The sequence below is a fragment of the Bacillus sp. FSL R7-0672 genome, assembly GCF_038601465.1.
GTDB lineage: Bacteria > Bacillota > Bacilli > Bacillales > Bacillaceae > Bacillus > Bacillus pumilus.
In genome coordinates, this window is record NZ_CP152010.1 from 943273 (window position 1) to 961335 (window position 18063).

Below are 18063 nucleotides of genomic sequence, written 5' to 3' on the forward strand. Positions count from 1 at the left end.
AAGGGGATCTCAATGTTAAAAAAATGGAGTGTTCTTATATTCACTGTTTTTCTATTAGCAGGATGCGGTGAGAAGGCTGAAGAAACCACGCAAACCGAGAAGACGGTATCAACAATAAATACGGAGCCTGCTACTAAGAAGCAAGTAACCATCGAACAAATGAAACTGACAAAAAAAGAAAAGAGCTTACTAGAAGCATCAACCACTAATGAAATGGTGGCTTTGACATTAAAAGGATTAACGAAGAAGGATAAGAGTATTACGTTTATCGGGAGTCATTACAAAAATGGCCGATTAGCTAATAAGGAAGCATCATCTGCCACCTTTACTTTACATCAGGATGGCACAGACCAAACGATGAATGTGCTCTTACAATTAAAACATGAGAAAGATACATATGAATCACAATTTAGTATGTGGTCAGACAACAAGAACGAGGGAATGACAAAAGCGACAGCAAGCTTTCCGTTCAAAGTAAGTGACTATGTTTTTTCTGCACAATCTGAAACTGTCAAAGTCTCTTCTGGAGGAAAGGCACTGATTGCGTATACAGCGGCAATGGGGAAAGACGGAAATTCACCGATGCTTGAAGAGATTGAGAAGAATCCAAAGCAAGCGCTGAAGAATAAGTCACATGCCTACTTATTTTATATCCAGCTCGATAAATAACTATCGTAATATATACGGAGAATATGAAGTTTTTTGACGGAAAATCTTCATATTCTCTTGACGAATTGTTAAGAAAGTTGTAACATAATAAAAGTCAACGCGATGACGTTGCTTATTGATGCGGGTGTAGTTTAGTGGTAAAACCTCAGCCTTCCAAGCTGATGTCGTGAGTTCGATTCTCATCACCCGCTCCAATACATAATTTTGTTTATAACGCAGTATTTCGTTTCTTAGATAAACGAAGTGTTGCGTTTTTTATTATGTCAGTATAATGTGAAAAAGCACTGTCAAGCTACAGTGCTTTTTCAATAAGTTCATATTTACTTTCTCCACCATGTATTTGTACAAACATCTTCGTCAAGGATTGGATGAGAGCTTCACTCTTTTCCCGGGAAATAGATGGCGGAAACAGGATGATTTGCAAAATGTTTTTTGTGTCTTGAGAAATGTGTGCTTTACTTGGTTGAGAAAATAATCCTTTAAGTCCTGCGTTGTCCTGCCATTCAATGTGACCACTCTCATGTTTTGCTAGTGAAAGCGGCTCTTCTATATGATCAGCATCGAATGTTAAGATAGGCAAGAAATATTTTAAAGAGAAAAAGATCGACAAATCCTGTACGGAATTGGTCGAGTCAATAAATCGTTCCTTTTGGATATCAGCAAGAATTGGCAGGAAAGGAACGTCTTTTAAAAGGTCCGTCCATTCTTTGATTGCTGGTACTTCTTCTAATACTTTATCTTCGTATTCAAAAAATAAAGATTCTTGAAACAGGCGGAGCCGGCCTTTTAACATTTGAGGGGATGTGCCAACTTCAATATGCGAATATTCAATCTGTCCAACATGGATAGACGGGTTGTCAGGATGAGAAATTTCCATATGTATCTTCACAGTGACTCACTCCAATCGGTCATGATACACTCGTATTATACTGAAAACAACAGAAGAAACAAAGAAAGGAGGTTTGCAAGGTGATTCATGTTGGAGAATTAAAAGAAGAATTGATTCAATATGCGAAAGAAATTGGTGTCGATAAAATCCGATTTGCAAGTGCTGATACATTTGATTCATTAAAAGACCGCCTCATCTTACATGAATCGTTAGGGTATTTGTCAGGCTTTGAAGAGCCTGATATAGAGAAGCGAACAAACCCTTCTTTGCTGCTTCCGAAGGCCAAATCAATTGTTGCGATAGCGCTCGCGTATCCTTCCAAAATGAAAGATGCTCCTCGAAGTACAAAGGATGCAAGAAGAGGGATTTTTTGCCGTGCTTCTTGGGGAACAGATTATCATGTTGTGCTGAAAAAAAAGCTTGATATGCTCGAAGAATTCTTGCGGAGTAAACATGTCGATATACGGACAAAATCAATGGTGGACACAGGGGAACTATCTGATCGTGCAGTAGCGGAACGCGCTGGCATAGGTTTTAGTGCGAAGAACTGTATGATTATCACGCCAGAGTTTGGGTCTTACGTGTATTTGGCTGAAATGATCACAAATGTCCCATTTGAACCGGATGAAAAAATTGAAGACCAGTGCGGAACGTGTAATAAATGCGTAGATTCGTGTCCAACTGGTGCACTTGTGAATCCAGGACAGCTGAATTCTCAACGGTGTATTTCCTTTTTAACGCAAACAAAAGGATTTTTGCCTGACGAATTTCGTTCGAAAATAGGAAATCGATTGTACGGGTGTGATACGTGCCAAATTGTCTGCCCGATCAATAAAGGGAAGGACTTTCACCTTCATCCTGAAATGGAGCCGGACCCTGAAATTGCGAAGCCACTCTTAAAGCCGCTTCTTACGATCAGTAATCGTGAGTTTAAGGAAAAATACGGTCATGTTTCAGGTTCATGGCGGGGGAAAAAGCCGATTCAGCGAAACGCGATTTTGGCACTTGCTCACTTTAAAGATACATCTGCCTTACCCGTGTTGATTGAATTGATGCACAAGGATCCAAGACCTGTTATTCGGGGCACGGCTGCTTGGGCAATAGGGAAAATTGGCGATGAGGAGCTGCTCCCAGAGCTGGAAAAAGCCCTTGAGCGGGAAAGCGATGAGGAAGCGAAACAGGAAATTGTCAAAGGGATTGAGCTTTTACAGACACCTTTAAATACTAAATAACGTCCCTGTGAACATAGAATGAACCAAACAGAGATTTTAAAAAAGTTTGGTGGTGTCTGTGTGAAACAATTATTAGAGCAAACATTAGAAGACAGGCTTGGTTATTTATTAAATGGGAGTGCAATCAAACAGCCGCAGCTCATGTCTGATGTGGAAGCAGTCGAACGGAAAAAAGAGCTTTTTGCTAGAAGACAGGTGGAGATTGTCAAAGCGAAAGCCAAAGCAACACTCCTAGATTCTTCGATTCAGGATGACGGGGCTCAGCATGTGCAGTATCTCGCTCATCTCACTTATGTATGCAAGGATGTAGACGATTCTTTTTATTTAGAGGAGCAGGTAGAAAAAAGAGAAGCGTTCCTTTACAACGACATGCTTGTCAAAGATCGAATGATGATTGAAGAACGTCAAATGGAAGAGCAGGTGGATGAGCGCTTTCAGACCGAAGAACAGTTTGGGAGAGCCTTCCACTATGACCGGCGGGCAGCCGTACAATATGCGGAGACGTATTGGAATAAACGAAATCCCGCCTATAAAAACTTCGAAGATAACTGCACGAATTTTATTTCACAATGCTTGAAGGCAGGGAATGCGCCAACGAGAGGGTATCCGAACCGCGGATCTGGCTGGTGGGTGCGGCCGCACACGTGGAGCTATAGCTGGACGGTGGCTCATTCGATGAAAAATTATTTAGCGAATTCGAAAGCGGGTTTAAGAGCAAAGAAACTCAAAGAAGCACAGGAGCTTCAAATTGGTGATGTCATTTGCTACGATTTTGAGGGAGATGGCAGGTATAATCATACAACCATTGTCGTCGATCATGATAAAGGCGGAATGCCTCTTGTGAATGCTCAAACATATGACAGCCGTATGCGTTATTGGTCGTATGAGGATTCGACTGCCTATACTCCTGCTATTCGTTATACGTTTTTTCACATTCTGGACGATGCCGCGAAGGATAGTTAATGGTATAATGTTGAGCGGAAAAGAAAATTAGAGGTGAACTTTTTTGGGACTTCATGTCGTTTTATATCAACCAGAGATTCCAGCTAATACTGGAAATATTGCGCGTACATGTGCAGCAACAAATACAACCCTTCATCTGATTCGTCCGCTTGGTTTTTCGACAGATGATAAAATGCTGAAGCGTGCAGGACTCGATTATTGGAAATATGCCAATGTCGTCTATCATGATTCACTTGATGAATTGTTTGCGGCACATCCGAAGGGACAATTCTTCTATATCACAAAATTTGGTCAAAAGCCGCATACGACATTTGATTACTCTCAGTTAGATGAAGATTACTTCTTCGTTTTTGGCAGAGAGACAAGTGGATTGCCGAAAGATTTGATCGAGCGGAATATGGACCGCTGCCTTCGTTTACCGATGACAGAACATGTTCGTTCTCTGAATCTATCGAATACGGCAGCAATTCTTGTGTATGAGGCACTTCGCCAGCAGCAATATCGAGATCTGATATAAGGTCATGATGAAAGCCGGGATGCCTGGAACTGACCCCATAAGATGAGACAAATAAAAAACACCTTCAAGTTTGAAAATGGATCGTTGTGATCCGAAATAAAACATGGAGGTGTTTTTTCTATGGGGACAAGAGTGAGTTATCCGGTTGAAGTCAAACAGAAGGCTGTAGAAATGAGATTGGCAGGCGTACCTATGAAAGAGATCATGCAGAAATTGAATATCAAGAATAAGACGCAGGTTCAGACATGGGTGAGGTGGCATAAAGCTGGGGATACACACCGGTTCGAACAGCCTGTTGGAAAACAATATACCTATGGAAAGGGTCCCGAGTACTCTTCCGAATTAGAGAGACTGCAGGCAGAAAATCGCTTTTTGAGTCAACAGAATGAAGTTTTAAAAAAGTACAACGAATTGGAAAGGAAGTTGATAAGGAAACGTCAATCAAACTGGTAGAAGAATTGTGCAAAACGATGACGGTACAGGACATCTGTGTCCATTTAGGCATCTTACGTACTTCGTATTATAGATGGAAAAAGGATCTGACTCAGAATCATTCTAAAAGACAACTAGAGAAACAGGTCGGCACGTTGTGCCGAAAGCACAAATATCGATATGGTTATCGAAAAATCACAGCCATACTAAAAAGGAGAATGCGTATTAACCATAAAACTGTTCAACGTATCATGCAGAAAAACCAGTGGCAATGCCGGGTTAAAATGAAAAAGCGTAAGAAGAATGGGCAGCCCTATGCCGTGGCCGGTAATATACTGGATCGGAACTTTCAGTCTGATCGCCCTCTTGAAAAACTAGTAACGGACATCACGTATTTGCCTTATGGACAGAAACAATTGTACCTTTCCAGTATATTGGATTTATATAATGGAGAAGTGATTGCTTTTACGATTGGTGATAAGCAGGACACAGACTTTATCTTAAACACACTTAATCAGCTCCCAGCACTGCCTGAGAATTGCGTGTTACATAGCGATCAAGGTTCTGTGTATACATCTTACGAGTATCAGAAAGCTGTTCATATAAAAGGCATTACCATGAGCATGTCCCGTAAAGGGACGCCCGCTGATAATGCCTCCATCGAATCGTTTCATTCCTCACTAAAGTCTGAAACGTTCTATCTTAACAGGATTGACCGCACTACGACCAGCATCGTAGAACGCACTGTCAAAGAATACATTTATTATTATAACAACATTCGTATTCAAACGAAACTAAACAACCAATCACCGATAAACTATCGGCAATTGGCTGTATAAAGGTGTTTTGATCCCTGTCTCAAAAACGGGGGTCAGTCCCGCCTATCTCGGCTTTTTTATATGAGATAAGGAACAAAATATGACTTGTTTAGTCTATTTTTTGACATATTGAAAAAAATCAAAGGACAGTAAATATGTAGGTGCTAAAAACAACGAATTAAATGAAAAAGGATGTTCCGCTTATGGAACATCCTTTTCTTCATTTACCAGGCTTGCCTTCGTAGCCAGCTGTGAAAATGGATACTAAAAACGTAATGATGACGCCCATCATAATGACCGTTCTCATATAAGCTCCCCCTTATCCCTTTGTTTCTATCGCTGCCTATTTCATATGATGTGAAGTTCGCCTTAAAAAGCAGGAGAAGAAGATCATTTTTCTCCTGTTTTTTCTTTATTATGAAGGGTCTTGCGGATGGTTGTCAATTCAGTTTGCCAATTCGTCATTTTGAAGAACGAAAGCATGTAATAGGACGCCTCCGCATAGATTGTAAAACAGTATCTGATTACTTGCTTCAATCTTGAAAGAGGAGGTTCATATGGATATTTTAAAGAAAATCGAACAGCACAGAGAAGAAGAGCAGCGTCTCAAATGGGAAGGCACATTCGGCGAATATTTAGACATTATAAAGGAAAATCCACTTGTCGCTCAATCTGCTCATTCTCGCGTTTATCATATGATTAAAGACAGCGGGATTGAAGAGGAGAATGGGGTCAGAACGTACAAATTTTTTGATCAGGAGCTTTTTGGATTAGAGGAATCATTGGAAAGATTAGTGGAGGAATATTTTCACCCTGCTGCCAAGCGGCTCGATGTGAGGAAGCGTATTTTGTTATTGATGGGACCAGTGAGCGGGGGGAAATCTACGCTTGTTACTAGGCTGAAAAGAGGACTAGAAGAATATTCACTGACAGATCATGGCGCAGTCTATGCGATCAAAGGCTGCCCGATGCATGAAGATCCGCTTCATCTTATTCCGCAAAATCTACGTGAGGATTTCTATAGAGAGTATGGCATTCGTGTGCAGGGGAATTTGTCCCCTCTGAATATGATGAGGCTGGAAGAGGAATATGGTGGACGAATTGAGGATGTAAGGGTTGAACGGATCTTTTTCTCAGAGGATAAACGGACCGGTATTGGTACCTTTAGTCCGTCTGATCCAAAATCTCAGGACATTGCTGATTTAACAGGAAGCATCGATTTTTCCACTATTGCTGAATTTGGATCAGAGTCAGATCCAAGGGCCTACCGCTTTGATGGAGAACTCAATAAAGCAAACCGAGGGATGATGGAGTTTCAGGAGATGTTAAAGTGTGATGAGAAATTTCTATGGCATCTTCTGTCATTAACGCAGGAAGGAAATTTTAAAGCAGGCCGTTTTGCCTTGATTAGTGCAGATGAATTGATCGTCGCTCATACGAATGAAACCGAGTACCGGTCGTTTATTTCAAATAAAAAGAACGAGGCCTTGCATTCAAGAATTATTGTGATGCCGATTCCTTATAACTTGAAGGTGACAGAGGAGGAACGCATTTATCATAAAATGATTTCAGAAAGTGATGTCTCTGATGTGCATATTGCCCCGCATACGCTGAAGGTGGCAGCGATGTTCTCCATTTTGACAAGACTCAAAGAGCCGAAGCGTTCTGATATTGATTTGGTGAAAAAAATGCGCCTTTATGACGGAGAAAGTGTCGAGGGATTCCAATCTGCTGATATTGATGAGATGAAAAAGGAATTTCATGATGAAGGGATGAGCGGGATTGATCCGCGATATGTGATTAACCGCATTTCCTCCACTATTATCCGGAAGAATATGGAGTCGATCAATGCGCTGGATGTCCTTCGTTCGTTAAAAGAAGGACTCGATCAGCATCCATCTATCTCAAGCGAGGACCGGGAGCGCTATTTGAATTTTATTTCTGTTGCGCGAAAAGAGTACGACGATATTGCGAAGAAGGAAGTACAAAAGGCATTTGTGTATTCCTATGAGGAGTCTGCGAAAACGCTCATGGATAATTACTTAGATAATGTCGAGGCATATTGCAACAAAAACAAACTGCGTGATCCGTTAACCGGTGAAGAAATGAATCCTGATGAAAAGCTTATGCGTTCAATTGAAGAGCAGATCGGAATTTCTGAAAATGCGAAAAAGGCATTTAGAGAAGAAATTCTGATTCGTATTTCGGCTTATGCGAGAAAGGGCAAACGCTTTGATTATAATTCTCATGAGAGATTGCGTGAGGCAATTCAGAAGAAGCTGTTTGCTGATTTAAAAGATGTGGTGAAAATCACGACGTCAACGAAGACACCGGATGAACAGCAGCTGAAGAAAGTGAATGAAGTAGTGGCTAGATTAATTGATGAACATGGCTATAATTCAACAAGTGCAAATGAACTTTTAAAATATGTAGGCAGTCTTCTTAATCGTTAATAAATGAAGGAGGCATTATTGGCGCACCTGCACCGGTAATGTCTTTTTTAGAAATGATCGTCAACTTGGGTGACGAGCAGCATAAGATAAAGGAATCGGTGGTTAGAAGAATTGTGCAAACAGGTGAGGAGGGGGATGGATGTCCCGGCAAGAAAAAAGTCAGTTTATTGTATCACAGGAAGACTGGTCCCTCCATCGAAAAGGCTATGACGACCAGCAGCGTCATCAGAAAAAGGTCAAAGAAGCGATTAAAAACAATTTGCCGGATCTTGTCACAGAAGAAAGCATTATCATGTCTAACGGAAAAGATGTTGTCAAAATTCCGATTCGTTCGTTAGATGAATATAAAATTCGGTACAACTACGATAAAAATAAGCATGTGGGTCAAGGCGATGGAGACAGCGAGGTAGGCGATATTGTCGCACGTGATGGATCAGACAGTAAGCAAGGGCAAGGAAAGGGACAGAGCGCAGGAGATCAGGCTGGAGAGGATTATTACGAAGCTGAGGTCTCATTAATGGATCTTGAGGAAGCGCTGTTTCGGGAATTAGAGCTGCCAAACCTTAAACAAAAGGAGCTTGACGACATCATTGTCGAGCAAATTGAGTTTAACGATATTCGCAAAACCGGGTTAACAGGGAATATTCATAAAAAACGAACGATGCTGTCAGCATTTAAACGAAATGCAATGACAGGCAGTCCTTCCTTTTATCCAATCTACCCAGAGGATATCAAATATAAGACGTGGAATGAAGTGACCAAACCAGAGTCGAAAGCCGTCGTTTTGGCGATGATGGATACGAGCGGAAGTATGGGACTTTGGGAAAAATATATGGCGAGAAGTTTTTTCTTTTGGATGACACGTTTCTTACGGACAAAGTATGAAACGGTTGAAATTGAATTTATTGCTCATCATACGGAGGCGAAGGTTGTCGATGAAGAGCATTTCTTTTCGCGGGGGGAGAGCGGAGGAACCATTTGCTCCTCTGTCTATCGAAAAGCGCTAGAGCTCATAGACGAACGTTATCCGCCGTCGCGATATAATATTTATCCTTTTCATTTTTCTGATGGAGACAATTTGACCTCAGACAATGCACGATGCGTGAAGCTTGTTTCTGAAATTATGAAAAAAGCCAACTTATTCTGCTATGGTGAAGTGAATCAATACAACCGGCATTCTACATTAATGTCAGCATATAAGCATATACAGGATGAGAAATTTAAGCATTATATTTTGAAGCAAAAATCAGACGTTTTTCTTGCCCTAAAAAAATTTTTTCAGCAGGAAGAAGTTCTTTCGTAAATAGCACATTTGAAAAAACCTTTCAGCATAAGGGCTGAAGGGTTTTTTGTATGGAGAAGGAAGGGATCACCAGAAAAAAAGTAAAACTTTCTCTTTGACATTTCAATTTTCATTTATTAATATTTAATCTTGTTAAATATAAGTTTTTCAAAAAAGATGCCGATCGTCTTTTCTTCTTTTTCTTCTCTTTGCTCATGAGTGAACAATAAGTATAAATGGGCTGCACACCATTATTCATGCGGGGAAGATGAAGGAGATATAACGGTTTTATGAGCTTGCTTCATATTCTGTCAGATGATGGGCATTCTAAGTTTGCTAAAGCAGATGACACTATATTTTTATACATGAAAGGAGAAACAAAACATGAACAGAGGGCGTTTATTGCTAACGAATATTATTGGCCTTATTGTAATTCTTGCCATTATTGCCGGAGGTGCTTATTACTACTACGAAAGCACAAATTTTGTCAAAACTGACGAGGCGAAAGTGACAGGTGACATGTATCAAATCACAGCACCAGCAGCTGGACAAATCAAAGGCTGGGATATCAATGAAGGTGACGAAGTGCAAAAAGACAGCACAGTCGCAAAAGTTGAAGGAGAAACAAAAACAAACATTAAATCAGTGGCTGATGGCACATTAGTCAAAAAAGAAGTACAAAACAATCAACAAGTGCAGCCTGGTACAGTTCTTGGTGAAACGATTGATTTAAGCAAGCTTTACATCACAGCAAATATCAAAGAAACAGATATTAAAAGCATTGAAAAAGGCGACAAAGTCGACATCGTGGTAGATGGTGATCCTGATACAACATTTGAAGGAACAGTTGAACAAATTGGTTATGCGACAAACTCAACATTCAACATGCTGCCAGCAACAAACTCAAGTGGTAACTATACAAAAGTGACACAAAAAGTAGCAGTGAAAATTTCAATTAAAAATCCATCAGACAAAGTACTTCCTGGTATGAATGCTTCTGTCAAAATTTCATCTTAATGATGATTGATATCAAAAAATGAAAGGAGGTTGTCTGAGATGGCAAATCAACCTGCAGCAACAAAACAGGGAGCAGGCTCCTTGTCTTTACTGATCATTTTAATGGCCGGCTTGTTCGTTGCGATTTTGAACCAAACACTTCTGAACGTAGCCATGCCCCATTTAATGACTGAATTTAATGTGAGTGCAACGACGATTCAGTGGCTTACAACAGGTTATATGCTTGTCAACGGTGTGCTGATTCCGTTATCTGCGTTTTTAATCACACGCTTTGGACAGCGCAGCTTATTCCTAGTTGCCATGATCTCGTTTACACTAGGGACCTTTATTTGCGGGATTGCGCCGAACTTTTCGACCATGCTCATTGGTCGTTTGATTCAGGCAATCGGCGGCGGTATCCTGCAGCCGCTCGTGATGACAACAATCCTTTTTATTTTCCCACCTGAAAACAGAGGGAAAGGAATGGGGATTTTCGGTCTTGCGATGATGTTTGCTCCAGCGGTAGGACCAACATTATCTGGTTACATTATTGAACATTATTCTTGGCGTATTATGTTTTATGGACTTGTTCCAATTGGAGCAATTGTCATTATCGCGGCTTTCTTTATGTTTAGAAATATTGTAGAGCCTAAAAAGATCAAGCTGGACAGCCTTGGTGCGGTTCTTTCCATCGTTGGTTTTGCTTCGCTCCTATACGGAGTGAGTGAAGCCGGAAGTGATGGCTGGACAGATCCGATCGTCTTATCGACGATTATTGTTGGTGCGATTGCGATCATTCTCTTTATTTTCCAACAGCTGAAAGTTGATAATCCAATGCTTGATTTCCGAGTGTTTAAATACAGCATTTTCTCATTATCAAGTGTCATTAATATTATTATTACAGTTGCCTTATACACCGGGATGTTCTTACTTCCGATTTATCTGCAGAACCTCGTTGGGTTTACGGCATTGCAATCCGGGCTATTAATGCTTCCAGGGGCACTTGCGATGCTGATTATGTCCCCGATTTCAGGGATTTTGTTTGATAAATTTGGACCTCGTCCGCTTGCGATTGTGGGGATGCTCATTACCGTTGTCACTACATTCGAGTTTACAAGGCTGACGATTGATACATCTTATAGTCACATTGTGCTCATGTATGCAGTTCGTGCATTCGGTATGTCACTCCTTATGATGCCTGTGATGACAGCTGGGATGAACCAATTACCACAGCACTTAAACAGCCATGGTACAGCGATGTCTAATACATTAAGACAAATAAGCGGTTCGATCGGTACGAGTTTGATCACAACGATTTATACGAATCGGACAACATTCCATTATTCCAATATGGCGGATCAAACAAATACAGCGGACCCGTTCTTTATGAATTCATTCCAGGCGGCTGTGTCGAATGTGATGCACCATATGGGCATGACAGCTGAAGCTGCTCAAAAATATGTATCCACCCAGCTCTTTACGAAAGCACAGGTTGATTCAAACGTAATGGGTATCAATGATGCTTACATGTGGGTAACGTTATTCTGTGCCGCTGGTGTCATTCTCAGCTTGTTCCTGCGTGATGTACGTAAGGATAAAAATCGAAAAGACCAGCAGCATAAAAAACAAGAAATGACACTGCTTCCAGCACCTAAGGAAGCAAACCAAGATGCAAGATAAGTGTGGAGGGACCGTACATGAAAATTTATGTCGTATACGATAGTGAAGGTGACCATACAAAAGCACTGGCAGAAGCAATTGCAGCGGGTGCAGGTGAAACAGAGCACGCTGAAGTATTCGTCGATCATGTGAAAGATGCGGATATTCGCAAGCTGGATCAAATGGATGCGATCATTTGGGGCTGCCCTGGTCACTTTGGGACCATTAGTTCTGGGTTAAAGACATGGATTGACCGTCTTGGCTACTTATGGGCAGAAGGAAAACTGATCGATAAAGTCGGTGCCGTTTTCTGTACAACTGCTACAACGCACGGCGGTTTAGAAATGACGATGCATAATTTAATTACACCAATGTTCCACCAAGGGATGCTTGTTGTTGGCCTTCCTGGAAATGTGCCAGAAAATGCTTTATACGGCTCTTACTATGGAGCAGGTGTGACATGTCCGATTGATTCTGATGAAGTGATTTCGACAGAAGGCATTGAACTTGGGAAAGCATTAGGAAGACGTGTAGCATCAGTCACTGCGTCATTTAAGCGATAAGGAGAGGGTTCTTTTGGCGACGATTATTGTAGCGTTAGTAGCTGCTGTTCTAGTCATTATCGGATTAGTAGCATTCAATGTCAGACACGCTTCGATCGAGAAGAAAGAGATCAATGAAGATGTGCCCAATCAGCCTGACGTGCCCCGCAGCGAGTCAGAAGTTGCGGCGAGACCTGTAGAGCCTGAAGTAGAAGAAGAAGCGTCAACGCCTTCTCAAACGGATGAACGAGTGTCTGGTGATGATTTCTATAGACAGGCGCTTCAAAAGTTTAAGCAGCCAGAACCACCTGTCAAAGAAGAAGAGCCAGAAACTAAAATGAATGATGATATGTATCGTTCTGCTTTACAGAAGCTAAAGCAGAAGGACAAATAAAAAGAGAACCTCTTGTCAGATTCTCTCAGCGTGTAGACAAACCCTTGCATTCGGTGTCAGTCCTGCGCGCTGTTGCTCACAAATGTCAAATTCGCTCCGCGCCAGTGCTCGTTCTTCCTAGACTTCAAAGGTTTTCTATCACGCTGAAAAGAAGACAAAGGGCTAAAATAAAACCATTTTAGCCCTTTGTCAACAATTTGAAGAGAACCTCTTGTCAGGTTCTCTTTTTTTATGGCACAAAAAAACCGCCGGCAGAAGCCGGGCGGTTTTCCTTCACTCTATAAAGTGCTAAAGAGCAGATGCTCTTAAATTACGCTTTGTTAACGTTAGCAGCTTGTGGTCCACGGTTACCTTCAACGATTTCGAAAGAAACTGCTTGACCTTCTTCTAAAGTTTTGAAGCCTTCGCCTTGGATAGCAGAGAAGTGAACGAATACATCGTCTTGACCTTCTACTTCGATGAATCCGAAACCTTTTTCAGAGTTGAACCATTTTACTTTACCTTCTAACATGAAATTTCCTCCTAAAGCGATCTTAACGCTTAAATTCACTATTCTTGCTCTTACACAAACTTCAAAGACGAAAACTCTTTCAAAACTTTCTTCTTAAAGATGATACGAACAAAAATAATTACCTTTACTTTACCAGTGTTTGCGGGAAAAAACAACTGTTATCCAAAAACTTTTTTAAAAATAATTAGCGCTAACAAATTGAGGAAATAGCCTATATTCATTGGCCTCTTTTTCTCCCTGAGAAGCTCACTTGATTTCGGCCAGACTGCTTCGCTTTATAGAGCTCCTGATCAGCTATAATCGGTAATTGTTTGATGTCTCGACTTCTCGTGGAGTAATACGCACACCCAAGTGATATTGTAATATGAATGGACATGCCATTTTGTAAATAAATCGGCTGATCTGCTATTTTTCTCCGTAAGCGTTCTGCAATCTGCCATGTTTTTTCAACTGTACAATTGGGTAGAAGGACGGCAAATTCCTCACCGCCGATCCTGCCAATATAATCTGAGCTTCTTGTGTTTTTGATCAGCCTTTTTCCGATTTCTTTTAAAACCAAATCTCCCTCATGATGTCCATATTGGTCATTAATGGATTTGAAGTAATCGATGTCTAAGTAAATAAGGGACATTTGATGGATAGGCTGCTTAAATTTCATCGAAAAAGCATCATTTAAGACCTCATCGAACTTCCGTTTATTTAAAACACCTGTTAAAAAGTCATAATGAGCTTGGAATTTATACAAATTCAATAGCTGATATGCTTTTGTTTGATGCTCAATGACGTAAAAGTTAAACAAACCAGCAATATATGAGAACATCCAATAAGCAAAATGCAGTTCAAATGATGTCTCATGCACGATCATGATAAACAGGCTTGTGGCAATCACATTACCTAACGTAATGGACAAAAGCATTTTCACAACTTGATTCATATGGCGCTCAGCAATTAAAAAAGAAGCTGTTGCGATGATCATCATGGAGAAAATATTGATGAAAGAAGCGACGTTGGCTTCGATTAATAATCGACCAATGATTACAACACAGGCTGCAATGATGGTTTGGGCGATGCCTCCATAAAAGGCAGTTAAAATAAGGGGGATATGTCTTAAATCGACGATGGCTGGTCCTGAATTGATAGAGAAGAACATTAAGAGGACACCGAGTAACCCAGAAAGAATGCCTTTGCATAGTTGTCTGAGCAGGGTATCTTCTTTCTTAAGAAAATTCTCTTTAAACACAAGCAGAAATAAATAATGAAAAGTGACAAGAATTGTTAAATTAATAAAGAGGTCTCTTAGCAAAATTAAATCACCTTTTTAAAATTACTAAAATTTGTTGCAAAAGAAAAGGGGAAAAAGGATAATTAATAAAAATTTCACTTATAAGGGGATCGAAACATATGCAAGGAAAACGCTTCCCAGATGAAACGGACTGGCTCTCTTTTTTTGAAACGGAGCCTGATGAAAGGTTCGAGAAAGGGATGCCTATTGAATATCAAAGCCTGACATTTCGATTTGAGAATCAAGACGAGCGTTTCGTTGTCAAGATGTACCTTGGAAGTCAAGAATTTACGTTAAAAGCTGTTCGAAAAAAAGATGGATCGTTTTTAGGCATCTATGATTTTAAAACCGTGCAGCATGTAGAGATAAAAAAAGACAAGCAATACGAGAAAGAGCTTTTAATCATAGTAGAAGCTCATGGCGATTTTATCACAACAGTTGAAATTACCTTTTTACCTTTCTTCTCTGTGATGGTGAAAGAACATTTTTCAGGAGAATAAACAGGAGCCTCTATTCATAAAGGCTCCTGTTTTCTTATTTGTGCTCGATGTCATTGATCACTTGCTGGATTGATTCATCATCCATCACATTCATGACACTTTCATCAATATGGAGAGACTGTGCATAAGACTCTCTTGGCTGATGGTTTCTTGATGTCGATTGGTGCTGATTCGTATGGTTTGGCTGTACAGCAGTGAATGCTTGCTTCATCATTTGTCCGATTTCCGCAGTTCCCTTTGCTTCTTTCTGTGCGTGTGACTCGTTTCGAGACGAATCATGGTGTTGTTGACTTTTTCCCTTCATCATTGAAGACATATTCATTTGCGTCATGCTTTTCAGTCTTCTTCGTAAAACCGGGGAAAATAATGCAATGATAGCTGTTGATGCTGCGATCATTGCGCCAGTGCTCATGCCTTTTCTTTTTTTAAACAAACGAATCCCTCCATTTGATCGTGATGATTCTTCTTCATCATGTTTAGGATGACCAAACAAAGCTGAATTATGAATTCATTTCGCTGAAAGAGAGGATGTATGCATAAAAAGCCGGCTGGATGAAAAACCTAAGAGCAAAAGGAGGGAATAAATGATGAATAAGAAATGGATGCTATCTTTACTACTCGTTCCAGCATTGATCACCACTGGATGTGGTATGAACAACCAGGGCGATGAGCGAAGAGGAACAATGAAACGACAGTATGAAAATGTCACATATAAGAATGACAATATGAGGCAGGATCAGCCAGATGTTCAAACACCTCAGAAGGTCAAAGTGGCAGATAAAGCGTCAGAGTTAGTAGCCAACATGTCTGAAGTAAAAACAGCGAACGTACTTGTTACAGGAAAGAATGCATTTGTTGCTGTTATGCTTGAAGGCGATAAAAGTGGTAATGTGACAGAAGATTTGAAAAAGAAAATTTCTGATAAAGTCAAATCAACGGATCAGCAAATCGACAATGTGTATGTATCTGCGAATCCAGACTTTGTCGATCGTATGGAAGGGTACGGAAAACGTATTAGAAGCGGAGAGCCCATCTCAGGATTTTTCGATGAATTTACTGAAACGGTCAGACGTATCTTCCCTGAATCAAAATAGCTACGACAAAAGCCGTATGTCATATGCGGCTTTTTTGTTTGGAACCGCACCTTGCGCACCTGACTGCATAAAGTAAAAAATATATCACCTCTTGTTGATCTTTGTTTCTTCATAGAAAGAGAAAGAGGCTGCAGGATGAATTCAGGTGGGGAGCAAATGAAAGCCAAGCCGTCATTGATTCATAAAAAGCTTGTAGGCGGAATGATAGCAGCAGGTCTCATTTTTTATGCTTTCACCGCGTACTTGATTTATGTTGCGTTTCAGCTGACAGGACAATATTTAGAGCAGCAGTCTTCTCCTAAAACGATTTTAACGGAGGGACTCAATAAGCAAGTCTATGAACATATTAGAATATACTATGCAGAGGAAGAGGACGCTTTTGTTGATTTGACAATTGAGGCTATGGATCAGGCAAAGAAGAGGACAGCGTCAGTATTTCAATTTGAAACTGACAAACCTTTAGACATTATTTATTTTGATGATAAAGAGACAATCGAACAATTTGCAGGAATCAAGCATATTACGGGTTTTTACTCCGATCATGATCAAATGATAGGGTTATATCCAGATAAGAGGGAAGCATTATTGAAGAAAGAGACACTCCCTTTATACTTTTTCAACACGTTATTGATTCATGAATATGCTCACTTTGTTTTCTATGAAAAAGTTCATTCTTACGAAGTGTCTCCGGTGATCTTTCCCCTTTGGTTCCATGAGGGAACAGCAGAATGGACGGCCTATGATGTGCTGAATGCCACGTCTGAACGGTTCGATGTCATTCCTTTTGAATCTCTTTATTCTGATCAAGACTGGCAAGATTCTCGCACGACGTATGAGACAGATGTTTATTTACAAAGCTACTATATGATTTATGAGCTCGTGCAGCTTTATGGACGAGACGTCATACATGAGATTATGAAGGAAACGGCGAAGACTGGCCGTTTTGATAGAGGTTTTGAACAAGCGACAGGGCAACGTCTGGCAGATTTTGAAGAGCAATTTAAACTGAGTTATCAAAGAAAAAACGGCTGACCTGAGGATATAGGTCGGCCGTTTTTTGTTTAATGAAGCGGTTTTTGCTGATTGGCTTTGCTTGGCGGCATTTGAACTTGGCCCTTCATTGGGGCAAATGTAGACGTCATCGCCTGCATATCTTGAGCTGTAAGCTGCGGAACTTGATAATAGCTATGTTTATTTTGATATAAGAAAATTTCATACGCCATTTCAATAAAGTTCGGAATTTGCGCTGCAAGCACACGTCGCACCACAGGGTTTGTTACCTCTAGTGCAGTCATTGAAAGTAATCCAGCATGTGATTTCACGAGACCTAGCATATGCCCTGTAATTCCCGTGTCTTTTACATCCTGCAACGATTGATTTGGCTTCTTAGGCTGAGATGGTTTTATTCCGTATGTCACCTGTGTTTGTTCTTTCATCATATACGTAGATGTTTCTTCACTAGGCTTTTGACCAGTAGAAAAACAATCTACCGTGACATTATACTGTGACAATACAAATTGATATTGTCGATCTAAAATGTCGGATAATGCGGGATCTTGGATGAATTGGCGAAAGATCATGTATTGATCCAAAATATTAATGGTCCCTGCTAATACTTCATGTAAATCAAATAACTCATGCCCGCCATGATTGAATTGAGGCTGCTGGACATTTCCTTGAACGTTTGTCTGCTGATCGTTTTGCATTGAGATTCCTCCTTCTGTTTATACAATCAGTTTTAATGTGAGGATGTTTTCCTTCTTTCATGCAAAAAACATTATTTACAATTAGAGGGTTTTCTTCCTTTTTGTCGAAAAAAAGTATCAGACG

The 18063-nt window shown here is 40.4% G+C and carries 19 protein-coding genes and 1 tRNA gene; 15 read left to right on the top strand and 5 right to left on the bottom strand.

The genetic code is table 11. The annotated features are described in order from the left end of the window. The first annotated feature begins 12 nt into the window (after positions 1-12). A complete protein-coding gene (locus tag MKY18_RS04550; protein ID WP_065097754.1) occupies positions 13-669 on the top strand; it encodes a hypothetical protein in 657 nt (218 codons plus the stop codon). Between the two features lie 120 nt (positions 670-789). Further along, positions 790-863, top strand: a tRNA-Gly gene (locus tag MKY18_RS04555). Positions 864-961: 98 nt separating this feature from the next. On the opposite strand, the gene MKY18_RS04560 is transcribed toward MKY18_RS04555, so the two are convergent. After that, the gene (locus MKY18_RS04560) at positions 962-1558 is read right to left on the bottom strand and encodes a hypothetical protein (RefSeq protein WP_223252903.1); all 597 of its coding nucleotides are present in this window, start codon (positions 1556-1558) and stop codon (positions 962-964) included. An 83-nt stretch (positions 1559-1641) separates the two neighbouring features. Here MKY18_RS04560 and queG point away from each other — a divergent pair, with 83 nt between their 5' ends. The 10 genes from queG (at position 1642) to MKY18_RS04610 (ending at position 12846) form a co-directional block, all read left to right on the top strand. Continuing rightward, a complete protein-coding gene (gene queG / locus MKY18_RS04565) occupies positions 1642-2790 on the top strand; it encodes a tRNA epoxyqueuosine(34) reductase QueG (protein WP_106067745.1) in 1149 nt (382 codons plus the stop codon). A 60-nt stretch (positions 2791-2850) separates the two neighbouring features. Beyond that, positions 2851-3753 carry an amidase domain-containing protein gene (locus MKY18_RS04570; RefSeq protein ID WP_106067744.1) on the top strand — a complete coding sequence of 301 codons (903 nt, stop codon included), beginning with the start codon at positions 2851-2853 and terminating at the stop codon, positions 3751-3753. Between the two features lie 43 nt (positions 3754-3796). Then, on the top strand, positions 3797-4270 hold the full coding sequence (gene trmL / locus MKY18_RS04575) for a tRNA (uridine(34)/cytosine(34)/5-carboxymethylaminomethyluridine(34)-2'-O)-methyltransferase TrmL (protein ID WP_065097756.1): 474 nt from the start codon (positions 3797-3799) through the stop codon (positions 4268-4270). A 120-nt stretch (positions 4271-4390) separates the two neighbouring features. Next, a protein-coding gene (locus tag MKY18_RS04580) for an IS3 family transposase (RefSeq protein WP_342497753.1) occupies positions 4391-5541 on the top strand; the annotation gives its coding sequence in 2 pieces (ribosomal slippage) (positions 4391-4664 and positions 4664-5541; 1152 coding nt in all). 536 nt (positions 5542-6077) lie between these two features. Then, positions 6078-7973, top strand: coding sequence for a PrkA family serine protein kinase (locus tag MKY18_RS04585; protein WP_003211752.1), 1896 nt, complete (start codon positions 6078-6080; stop codon positions 7971-7973). A 139-nt stretch (positions 7974-8112) separates the two neighbouring features. After that, positions 8113-9276 carry a sporulation protein YhbH gene (yhbH, locus tag MKY18_RS04590; RefSeq protein WP_044141624.1) on the top strand — a complete coding sequence of 388 codons (1164 nt, stop codon included), beginning with the start codon at positions 8113-8115 and terminating at the stop codon, positions 9274-9276. Between the two features lie 363 nt (positions 9277-9639). Continuing rightward, the gene (locus tag MKY18_RS04595; protein ID WP_034663794.1) at positions 9640-10272 is read left to right on the top strand and encodes an HlyD family efflux transporter periplasmic adaptor subunit; all 633 of its coding nucleotides are present in this window, start codon (positions 9640-9642) and stop codon (positions 10270-10272) included. Positions 10273-10311: 39 nt separating this feature from the next. Beyond that, positions 10312-11931: a DHA2 family efflux MFS transporter permease subunit gene (locus MKY18_RS04600; RefSeq protein ID WP_342497754.1), complete on the top strand. Its 1620-nt coding sequence runs from the start codon at positions 10312-10314 to the stop codon at positions 11929-11931. Positions 11932-11948: 17 nt separating this feature from the next. After that, complete coding sequence (locus tag MKY18_RS04605) at positions 11949-12473, top strand: flavodoxin family protein (protein ID WP_044141622.1); 525 nt, start codon at positions 11949-11951, stop codon at positions 12471-12473. Positions 12474-12486: 13 nt separating this feature from the next. Continuing rightward, complete coding sequence (locus MKY18_RS04610) at positions 12487-12846, top strand: hypothetical protein (protein WP_111912671.1); 360 nt, start codon at positions 12487-12489, stop codon at positions 12844-12846. Positions 12847-13156: 310 nt separating this feature from the next. On the opposite strand, the gene cspB is transcribed toward MKY18_RS04610, so the two are convergent. Together cspB and MKY18_RS04620 are read right to left on the bottom strand one after the other, a co-directional pair. Further along, a complete protein-coding gene (gene cspB, locus MKY18_RS04615; RefSeq protein ID WP_003212277.1) occupies positions 13157-13357 on the bottom strand; it encodes a cold shock-like protein CspB in 201 nt (66 codons plus the stop codon). A 217-nt stretch (positions 13358-13574) separates the two neighbouring features. Next, positions 13575-14660 (bottom strand): diguanylate cyclase, encoded by a 1086-nt coding sequence (locus MKY18_RS04620; protein WP_106067150.1) that lies wholly within the window; start codon positions 14658-14660, stop codon positions 13575-13577. 98 nt (positions 14661-14758) lie between these two features. Here MKY18_RS04620 and MKY18_RS04625 point away from each other — a divergent pair, with 98 nt between their 5' ends. After that, positions 14759-15139, top strand: coding sequence for a hypothetical protein (locus MKY18_RS04625; protein ID WP_342497755.1), 381 nt, complete (start codon positions 14759-14761; stop codon positions 15137-15139). A gap of 34 nt (positions 15140-15173) precedes the next feature. Here the strand turns inward: MKY18_RS04625 and MKY18_RS04630 are convergent, their stop codons facing one another. Further along, positions 15174-15572, bottom strand: a complete 399-nt coding sequence (locus MKY18_RS04630) for a spore coat protein (protein WP_106067152.1) — start codon at positions 15570-15572, stop codon at positions 15174-15176. A gap of 151 nt (positions 15573-15723) precedes the next feature. On the opposite strand from MKY18_RS04630, the gene MKY18_RS04635 reads away from it, so the two are divergent. Then, entirely contained in the window at positions 15724-16233 is a 510-nt protein-coding gene (locus tag MKY18_RS04635) for a YhcN/YlaJ family sporulation lipoprotein (RefSeq protein WP_185107640.1), read from the top strand. Positions 16234-16389: 156 nt separating this feature from the next. Then, positions 16390-17265: a hypothetical protein gene (locus MKY18_RS04640; protein WP_342497822.1), complete on the top strand. Its 876-nt coding sequence runs from the start codon at positions 16390-16392 to the stop codon at positions 17263-17265. A 29-nt stretch (positions 17266-17294) separates the two neighbouring features. On the opposite strand, the gene MKY18_RS04645 is transcribed toward MKY18_RS04640, so the two are convergent. Then, a complete protein-coding gene (locus MKY18_RS04645) occupies positions 17295-17939 on the bottom strand; it encodes a spore coat protein (RefSeq protein ID WP_106067153.1) in 645 nt (214 codons plus the stop codon). Positions 17940-18063: the final 124 nt, after the last annotated feature.

What these genes read in the sequence shown, in the direction of transcription:
- MKY18_RS04550 (WP_065097754.1), top strand. Translation starts at nt 13, where the DNA reads ATGTTAAAAAAATGGAGTGTTCTTATATTCACTGTTTTTCTATTAGCA.
- MKY18_RS04585 (WP_003211752.1), top strand. Translation starts at nt 6,078, where the DNA reads ATGGATATTTTAAAGAAAATCGAACAGCACAGAGAAGAAGAGCAGCGT.
- yhbH (WP_044141624.1), top strand. Translation starts at nt 8,113, where the DNA reads ATGTCCCGGCAAGAAAAAAGTCAGTTTATTGTATCACAGGAAGACTGG.
- MKY18_RS04595 (WP_034663794.1), top strand. Translation starts at nt 9,640, where the DNA reads ATGAACAGAGGGCGTTTATTGCTAACGAATATTATTGGCCTTATTGTA.
- MKY18_RS04600 (WP_342497754.1), top strand. Translation starts at nt 10,312, where the DNA reads ATGGCAAATCAACCTGCAGCAACAAAACAGGGAGCAGGCTCCTTGTCT.
- MKY18_RS04605 (WP_044141622.1), top strand. Translation starts at nt 11,949, where the DNA reads ATGAAAATTTATGTCGTATACGATAGTGAAGGTGACCATACAAAAGCA.
- cspB (WP_003212277.1), bottom strand. Translation starts at nt 13,357, where the DNA reads ATGTTAGAAGGTAAAGTAAAATGGTTCAACTCTGAAAAAGGTTTCGGA.
- MKY18_RS04625 (WP_342497755.1), top strand. Translation starts at nt 14,759, where the DNA reads ATGCAAGGAAAACGCTTCCCAGATGAAACGGACTGGCTCTCTTTTTTT.
- MKY18_RS04635 (WP_185107640.1), top strand. Translation starts at nt 15,724, where the DNA reads ATGATGAATAAGAAATGGATGCTATCTTTACTACTCGTTCCAGCATTG.
- MKY18_RS04640 (WP_342497822.1), top strand. Translation starts at nt 16,390, where the DNA reads ATGAAAGCCAAGCCGTCATTGATTCATAAAAAGCTTGTAGGCGGAATG.
- MKY18_RS04645 (WP_106067153.1), bottom strand. Translation starts at nt 17,939, where the DNA reads ATGCAAAACGATCAGCAGACAAACGTTCAAGGAAATGTCCAGCAGCCT.